Source organism: Undibacterium sp. SXout7W (assembly GCF_049339385.1).
Taxonomy (GTDB): domain Bacteria; phylum Pseudomonadota; class Gammaproteobacteria; order Burkholderiales; family Burkholderiaceae_D; genus Undibacterium.
Genome location: NZ_JBMPPF010000028.1, coordinates 22,221 through 30,812, shown reverse-complemented (window position 1 = coordinate 30,812; position 8,592 = coordinate 22,221). Strand labels below are relative to the sequence as shown.

5 protein-coding genes are annotated in these 8,592 nt (G+C 47.8%); 2 read left to right on the top strand and 3 right to left on the bottom strand.

All coding sequences use genetic code 11. From position 1 onward, the window contains the following. Positions 1-439: 439 nt before the first annotated feature. Complete coding sequence (locus ACO0LB_RS19620) at positions 440-3,073, bottom strand: TonB-dependent receptor (protein WP_423052220.1); 2,634 nt, start codon at positions 3,071-3,073, stop codon at positions 440-442. A gap of 953 nt (positions 3,074-4,026) precedes the next feature. Between ACO0LB_RS19620 and ACO0LB_RS19615 the strand changes: the two genes are divergently transcribed. After that, positions 4,027-4,770: a YoaK family protein gene (locus ACO0LB_RS19615; protein ID WP_423052218.1), complete on the top strand. Its 744-nt coding sequence runs from the start codon at positions 4,027-4,029 to the stop codon at positions 4,768-4,770. Between the two features lie 144 nt (positions 4,771-4,914). On the opposite strand, the gene ACO0LB_RS19610 is transcribed toward ACO0LB_RS19615, so the two are convergent. Then, entirely contained in the window at positions 4,915-5,229 is a 315-nt protein-coding gene (locus ACO0LB_RS19610; protein ID WP_423052216.1) for a hypothetical protein, read from the bottom strand. Between the two features lie 319 nt (positions 5,230-5,548). Further along, positions 5,549-7,240 carry a peptide chain release factor 3 gene (locus tag ACO0LB_RS19605; protein ID WP_423052214.1) on the bottom strand — a complete coding sequence of 564 codons (1,692 nt, stop codon included), beginning with the start codon at positions 7,238-7,240 and terminating at the stop codon, positions 5,549-5,551. Between the two features lie 336 nt (positions 7,241-7,576). Here ACO0LB_RS19605 and ACO0LB_RS19600 point away from each other — a divergent pair, with 336 nt between their 5' ends. Next, entirely contained in the window at positions 7,577-8,590 is a 1,014-nt protein-coding gene (locus ACO0LB_RS19600; protein WP_423052212.1) for a S1/P1 nuclease, read from the top strand. Positions 8,591-8,592: the final 2 nt, after the last annotated feature.

Below are 8,592 nucleotides of genomic sequence, written 5' to 3'. Positions count from 1 at the left end.
GATCTTGTGTCCCAGCCCGTTGATGAGGGCGTACACGAGGGCGACGTGAAATAATATGACCAGCCCTATCCCTGCCAGTTTCTTGCCCGGCTCTTGCTGGCGTTCTGAAAAATCCATTCCTGCTCCTGATTACGCTGTTTTGGATGCGTGATTTTTGTCTGAAACTATTCAACGCTATAGGTTGTTGTCGTTGCTACAGTTACTGTCATTACTAACGATGCTCATATTGCGCATGCGGCTACTTTGACTGATAGCTCTGGTTTTGCTGATGTCGCTGGTGTCACAAATAATCTTCTGGAAGATGATGCGCCCAATTTTTGCGCCTAAAAAAAGCAAGACCCCGTCAAAGGTCTTGCCTGGTATAAAAAGAGCATAACAACGATGCCATGCATCCCTGACAGCATGCGCAGAAGGGTTGTCAGGGACGAGATGAAGCAGCTTACATTTTCGCGCGCAGACCTACGTAGAAAGTGCGGCCATTGCTATAGAAGGCACGTGGCTGATCGGTATTTTCTGCATACATCTTGATCGTTGTATTGGTCAGATTCAATGCATCAAATGTAATCGTCAGATTGTCGTTCCATTTGTAGTTCAGAGAACCTGCCAATGTGCCGCTGCCATCCACATGCTGGCTGGCACCACGATCCACGCCTGCTTTATAGGCAGAGCGATAGTTGTAGGCCAGACGTGCACTGAATTTCGCATTTTCATAAAAACCAGTGATGTTGTATGTTTGCTTGGAAGAGTTCAGCAATTCGCCACCATCTGCCAAACGACCATCGGCATAAGTGTAGTTTGCCAATACACCAAAATCACCAAAGACCGGTTGCTGATAACTCAACTCAACACCTTTGTTTTTACCACTGGTATTGAACGGAGAAGTAATCTGATAAACCGTGTTCTTACCTTGTTTGATGTTGTAGTAAGTCGCGTTCGTTGTACCTTGCGAGACAATGGAAGTCAGATCCATGTAGAACAGACCCACTGACAAAGCAGATTTCGGCGCGAAATACCATTCTGCACTCAGATCAAAATTATTCGAACGCACAGGGTCCAGATTCACATTACCACCGGAACCGCTGAGTGCATCGTTATTCAGTGAGACAGAACCACCCAGCGCACTGTAGTCAGGACGCGCCATCGTTTTCGCAACAGCGGTACGGACAACAAAATCAGGACGGACATTCAACTTGAAGTTGGCACTTGGCAGAATATCGGTATAGCTGCGTTCGTAAGTGGTTGGTGTGTATGGCCCAAACAGTGATGTCGTGATCGGGTTCGTACCACCAGCCAGATTCACTACTGCGGTGGAATTAGTTTTAACAGCACGGACACCGACATTACCAGACCAGCCAGAACCAACCAGATTCACCATACCGTAAATCGCAGAGGTTTTTTCTTCGAGTGAGAACTCATCGGCCCAGTTATGACGTGCAGGATAAGCGGTATTGCGTGCAGCTGGATTCGCCGCCCACGCAGCTAATGCGGCACCGTCATACTTGAAGTAAGAAGACGACAGATTGCCGCCAAGATTAGACGCAAAATCACTTGGATACATCTGGCCATTCCAGGCTGGGCCAGCGATATCCGTACCTTGTCCTGCCCAGTTCGGGCCAGCTTCTACCGGATGCTCTGCTGTACGGCTATGTTTTGTAAAACGGACGCCAAATTGCAAAGAATCGGCAATACCTTGATCCAGACGCAATTCACCATCAAGCTGACCATAAGTTTCTTTATCAATCGATTGCGCATTACCACCACCGATCCATGCGGTACCCAGCGGTGATTTGGTATTACCACCAGGGTAGGCAACGGAGGCTGGGCTTAATCCGTTCAGGGCATACGTCATGCCGCCATCGACTTTATTTTGATAATAGACATCGCTACGATCATAACCAACACCGTGGGTAGAACCCAGTTTGCCAGTGAATGTCAGATCAGAAGATGCGCGGTACTTACCATTCAAATCAAGGTAATACGCTTCGCCACCAGCATCTGGACGATAGATATTATCCACTTCACCGGCATTACCGGCGAAGCTGGCAGATACCAGCGTGCCATTGCGAATGACTGGGTTATTAGCGATGTAATTGGCGCTGTTAATCGAATTACCTGGTGCGGCCAGCCAGTTGGTATTCTGATGCGGTGCATCGAGTTTAGAATAGAAGCCATTGATGTCCAGCGTCAGATCTTTGCTGGGTTTGAATTCTGCATCGAACGCACCACCCGTGCGGGTTTTGGTTTGTTCAAACAAACTCGCGCCAATAAACGTCGGTACTTTGACGCCAAGCAATGCTGGATTCGCTTTCGCCGCTGCACTGTTAGGGTCGATGTTCACATAACCCAGAATTTCCTGACCATCACGACGCACCGTTTGTTTTTCGGAAAAACCTTGTGCCAGAAAGCCAAATGTATTGGCATCGTTTTTCCAGTTAATCAACCCCGAGAACTGCGGCTCTGCCTTTTTTGCCAGATCGTTGTAATTGGCTTGTACAGACGCTTCTACCGTCACTTGCTTTTTAAAATCCAGAGGACGACGAGTAATCACGTCGATAGCACCGGACACGCCGCCTTCCACCAGATCAGCAGTAGCACTTTTCTTGACAACAACAGAACTGACCAGCTCAGAAGGCAGCAAAGAAAAACTGCTGCTACGACCTACGTTGCCGCCGATCTGATTCAATAAAAACCAATCGCCGGTACTGATTGCGTGACCGTTAAATAATGTTTGCTGCAAACTTGGGCTGGTGCCGCGCAAACTGACTCGATCATTTTCACCAAAGCCGCCCTCACCGCCCGCAGATGATTGCGTGTTGACGCCAGGCAAACGCTGAATCGCATCTGCGACGTTTTTGTCCGGCATTTTGCCGATATCTTCGGCAGTGACCACTTCCACCACAGAATCAGCATTGCGCTTCTGATTCAATGATTTTTCCAGCGCAGCGCGCACACCGGTCACGACCACTTCCTGACCACCCACTTCTTGCGCATGTGCAGCGAAAGAAGCGCTCAATACCATCAGTGCAACAGCCGACGCGATAGGCGTCAGGCCAGGTGTCATATTACGTTTCATGTACTCCCCCCAAGATTTTCCAAATCGATATTCAGTCCGGACTGCACCCATGGCGCAACGCACTGAGCGTTTAAACATAAAACACCAACAAGCTTGCTACAAAAATTCACTTCAATGCCACTCTTACATTTAAAGCTTTTTTTGTGTCCAAATTGAATTGAACTATTTTTGCTATTTTTGCTTTACTGACATCAATGCCGTCGCTGACTCATCATCAATGACAGCAAAAAACGCCGGTGTTGTGTTTCCCAGCATCGGGCTTTGCATTCCACTGCATCAAGCGTCGCCCCTCCTTCGCTTCTGACCAATTCCGTTCCCGAATCAAGATAAAAAATATGTCAGATACGTCGAATGAGGCTCACTTTAAGGAGCGCAAAAGTGGTTGTCAAGCGGTATCTACGTGGTATTACTTAAATCAATATTGGTATTAATAATATGGTTCAATACAAGCACTTAAACCAATGTTTATAAAGGAAATTTAATTTATTTAGAATGTTCTTAATTTGAAGTGGACTGTTTAGTTTTTCCAACATTCCAATCAGTAGAAGGTTATTTTTTATTGACTCAGGATATTAATGATTCACATCCATGTTCGCCTTGAAACCATTGATTTTCGTCTGTATACAAGATGTCGACATCGCCTGAAAACAGACTGAAAAGAAGGATGCGCTTCAAAAATCCTGCCGCGATGCAGGCAATAAATACGATGAAGAACATCGATAAATGAGCAGCGCCCTCCATCACCGACCGGATATAAATATTGAATATGAAGCGTTCAATCAATCGAAAACTGGTATTAATGTCATATTGAATATGTATGCATATCTACTGCATAGTCCGGCAGTCTCCTGTTGGCGCAGATCAGAACAACAGCAGATAAACTCCAATGCGGTTGATGTATCAGTGCTCTGTCCGCTACACTGAAATCCGTTCTGGTTATCTGAGAGTCATTCATGCCGATCAACTATTTGTCGAAACTCACCTCGCCCAAACGCACGCCACAAACCAATCTGCATCTGGGGGTGACACTGGCATGTGTTGCTGGAGCACTGAATGCGGGTGGTTTTCTGGCAGTGGGGCAGTATACGTCGCACATGACGGGCATGCTATCGACTGCGGCTGATGACTTGGTGCTGGGGCGCATAATGCCGGCATTTGCCGCACTATTCATGCTGGTGGCATTTGGCTGGGGTGCTGCCTGCACAGCGATCATGGTCAACTATGCAAAGCGCAACGGCATGCGATACATCTACACACCTGTTTTGTTGCTGGAAGCAATTCTATTGCTGGTATTCGGATTGATCGGTACGGAATTGCAGGAACATGCTGTCATCACAGTCTCCTTCACGACGGTGATGTTGTGCTACGTCATGGGACTACAAAATGCCTTGATTACGAAAATTTCTCATGCGGAAATCCGTACTACACATGTCACCGGACTGGTCACGGATATCGGTATCGAAATTGGAAAACTGATTTACTGGAATCGGACCAAAGCAGATGGAGTGCAACATAATGTCGGCGCCAATCATTACAAACTGCGTTTGCATCTGATGCTGGTCGTGGCATTTTTTACTGGTGGCATTCTGGGCGCATCCGGTTTCAAACATCTGGGCTTTATCTCCAGTCTGCCGTTGGCGCTGATACTGGTTGTGTTATCTCTGGCACCGAATCTGAAAACAAAAATGGAGCGCTGAAATCACATCGATCATACAGAACACACAGATCAAAGGATCCAACACTCCAAACAAGCAGATAGATACGTGAATCACTACAGTTTTACTACAGCTTCACTGCAACTTCATGATAGCAAGACTACTTTCTGAAATCATTCAAATTACTCAGAACGAGGGGAGATCGGTCAGCGTATGGCCGGGCACTTCGTAAGCAGCAGTCATCAAACCCAACATTCCATCCGGATATGTCACCCCCAGCACTTGCGGCCCCATCACGATACCGCCATTACGCTGGAATTTTGCAATCACTTCATCGCCATTGGCAATGCTGTCCAGCACTGCCTGCACATCAACCTCTTCAGGATCGCTGACCAATGCAGGTGGCATCACCTGCCCCCCTTTACTACGCCCCCAGCGTACTTTGGCGATACGCTCACCACTATCGTCAAAACGAACAGCTTCGATAAAAAATAATGCCATGATTCAGCTCCTTACAGATGCGGGGAATACAGACAGGAAAGGGAAATGAACGCCGCTGCAATTTTTCCGTCAGGCAAAATATTCAGCAGCATTCAGCTATTGCGAAGTCAATCGCAACAGTTGATATTAGCAAAAAAATCCCGGGTTACAAGATGATTCCGTAGACACAATAGCAAAGCGGCCTGCCAGAGAAAAAGCCCGTGCAAGCCGCATATTCACTGATTCTCCAGTAATGAACCAGTCTATTTTTGAGGATTATCCGAGCTTATCTGAAGTTGACCTCACTCCAGATAAACCACAAATAAGCTAATGCTTTACATCAATTCAGTTTCGCCGCATGTTCGCGGGTCGCATGGAAAGTCACGCCAGGCCAGCGTTCTTGTGTGAGTTTCAGATTCACACCGGAAGTCGCCAGATACGCCATGTTACCTGCCGCATCAAATGCGATATTGCCACCGGCAGATGAACGTTCAAAATCGGCCAACATTTTTTTGTCTTCACATGTAATCCAGCGCGCGCTGCTGATGCTGGTGCCTTCAAACACAGCATCCACGCCGTATTCATTCTTGAGGCGGCTGGCAACGACTTCAAACTGCAAGACGCCGACCGCGCCCAGCACCAGATCGCTGCTGACGACCGGCTTGAATACCTGTACCGCGCCTTCTTCACCAAGTTGCTGTAAACCTTTTTGTAGTTGCTTGATTTTCAGCGGATTCAGAATACGCGCCGTGCGGAAAAAATCCGGTGCAAAGTAAGGAATGCCGGTAAATTGCAGCAGTTCGCCTTCCGAAAAACTGTCACCGATCTGCATATTGCCGTGATTCGGTAAGCCGATGATATCGCCCGCATACGCCTCTTCCACTTGTTCACGCGAGGATGCCATGAAGGTCACGACCGACGACACTTTAATCTCACGGTTCAGGCGCAAATGCTTAAGCTTCATACCGCGCTCGAAGCGACCTGAACACACGCGCAAAAATGCAATACGGTCACGATGTGCCGGATCCATATTTGCCTGAATCTTGAACACAAAACCAGAAAATGCCTGATCGGTCGGCTCGACAGAACGCACGGTGGCATCACGTTCGCGTGGTGGCGGCGCCCAGTCCAGCAAGGCATTCAGAATTTCACGCACACCGAAGTTATTGATCGCGGAACCAAAGAACACTGGCGTCTGCACACCTGCCAGGAAATCATCGAGGCTGAACGGATGCGATGCGCCATGCACCAGTTCCACTTCCATCTTCAGTTGTTCGATTTCGAGCGGGAACATCTCCGCCAGACGCGGATTGTCGATGCCTTTGATAACTTCAAATTCCTGATCGGCACGCTCGCTACCCGGCGTGAACAACAGAATTTCATCACGCAGAATATGGTACACACCACGGAAGGTTTTACCCATGCCGATAGGCCAGGTGACTGGCGAGCATTGAATCTTTAACACCGATTCCAGCTCATCCAGCAACTCCAGCGGATCACGCGTTTCACGGTCCATCTTGTTGACGAAACTGATGATAGGCGTATTACGCATACGGCAAACGTTCAGCAGTTTTATCGTTTGTTCTTCCACACCTTTCGCCGCATCAATCACCATCAGCGCAGAGTCAACTGCGGTCAGCACGCGATAGGTATCTTCAGAAAAATCCTGGTGACCCGGTGTATCGAGCAGATTCACGACGTGATCGCGGTATTCAAACTGCATGACGGACGAAGCAACCGAAATACCACGCTGTTTTTCGATCTCCATCCAGTCTGAAGTCGCATGACGGCCGCTCTTACGTGCCTTGACCGTACCTGCGAGTTGAATCGCGCCGGAAAACATCAGCAATTTTTCCGTCAGCGTCGTTTTACCCGCATCCGGATGGGAAATAATGCCGAAAGTGCGGCGTCGCGCAACTTCACGGCTAATCAGGTCTTTCGACGGCGCATTTTTTGCGCTCGCGTCATCAACTGATTCGTTTGCTGTATCCAACGCTGCTGATTCTGGGCTTTCGCCTGAGGATTCGTTCATGATGTTCATTGCAGATGCTGCAAAATGGAAGAAAAACATGCAAGTTTAGCTGGTATTGAGGATGAAGTCGAATCGCTGCTGAGAAAACGATTCACCTGTGAGCGAAACTGTAAAAATCGACAAAACTTTATCTGGCGTACACTTGATCGCCTTGATAACAAGCAGCAGTGTCCAACTCGACTGATCCTGATCACCTGCCGATACAACTATTGATACAACAACCCGGAGCACTGAAAGCAAAAACCAGGGTTCATATCGTTTTAGGTGCTTTGCTATACGCTCGTCATCTTTGCAAGTTACTATGACAACTATTTTCATTTCTACGATGATATTCTCATGAAAAAGTTATTGCTTACCTTATTCCTGCTCATGTTTTACTGCATTCCTCAATCAGGTTTTGCCTGGGGTGCTGATGGACATCAGACCGTTGGCGCGATTGCAGATCATTTGATTGCGGGCAGCAAAGCAGGAGTCAGAGTTAAAAGCCTGCTTGGTGATATGACGCTGGAAAAAGTCGCGGTGTGGGGTGATTGTGTCAAAGGCATTGCGCCAGAAAAAGATTTTGCTTATACGTCCACGGGTCGTTACCCTGAATGTGCTGCGTTCGAAACAGCCAGCGGCATCGCTGCGATGGCCGATTATGTACGTAGAAATAACACGAACTGCAATCCTGCTTTTGACGAAGAAAATTGCCATAAGCAATACCATTATGCCGACGTCGCTTTACAGCATGATCATTACAAAACTGGCTATATCGGGACCAGCGATCACGATGTGGTGAATGCAATCCGTGCTGCTGTTCTGGTACTACAGGGACAACCACAACCTGCGCCATTTCAGTTTAAAAACCAGCAGGAAGCGCTGATGCTACTGACGCATTATGTCGGCGATATTCATCAACCTTTGCATGTTGGCTCCGTATTTCTGGATGCGGACGGGCATATCGTCAATCCTGATGAAGGACACTATGATCGTGGCAGCAACACCGTAGGAGGCAATGCCCTGCAATGTCCGTGTGGCAATTTACATTCACTGTGGGATGATATTCCGCAGGCATTCAAACGTGGTCGCATGAATGACGTGCTGACAAAGAAGGCAGCAGTAATTTCTGTGATCAGCGCTCCGATCAATCAGTTGCCTGTCGTATGGGCGAATGATGCGATCAACGATGCCAGAAAACTCTTTGCCGGTACGCAATTCAGTAAAAGCACCCCCAATCAGCGAGGTAATAACTGGTCAATTGGATTGCCGCTGGAATACGAAAAAACGATGGCAAACATGAAAGAAGATGAATTGATTCGTGCTGGTGCACATCTGGCACAGGTATTAAAAGCCATCTGGCCGGATTGATG

Excerpts from the sequence above, each read along its gene's own strand:
- ACO0LB_RS19610 (WP_423052216.1), bottom strand. The coding sequence starts at position 5,229 with ATGGCATTATTTTTTATCGAAGCTGTTCGTTTTGACGATAGTGGTGAG.
- ACO0LB_RS19615 (WP_423052218.1), top strand. The coding sequence starts at position 4,027 with ATGCCGATCAACTATTTGTCGAAACTCACCTCGCCCAAACGCACGCCA.
- ACO0LB_RS19620 (WP_423052220.1), bottom strand. The coding sequence starts at position 3,073 with ATGAAACGTAATATGACACCTGGCCTGACGCCTATCGCGTCGGCTGTT.
- ACO0LB_RS19605 (WP_423052214.1), bottom strand. The coding sequence starts at position 7,240 with ATGAACGAATCCTCAGGCGAAAGCCCAGAATCAGCAGCGTTGGATACA.
- ACO0LB_RS19600 (WP_423052212.1), top strand. The coding sequence starts at position 7,577 with ATGAAAAAGTTATTGCTTACCTTATTCCTGCTCATGTTTTACTGCATT.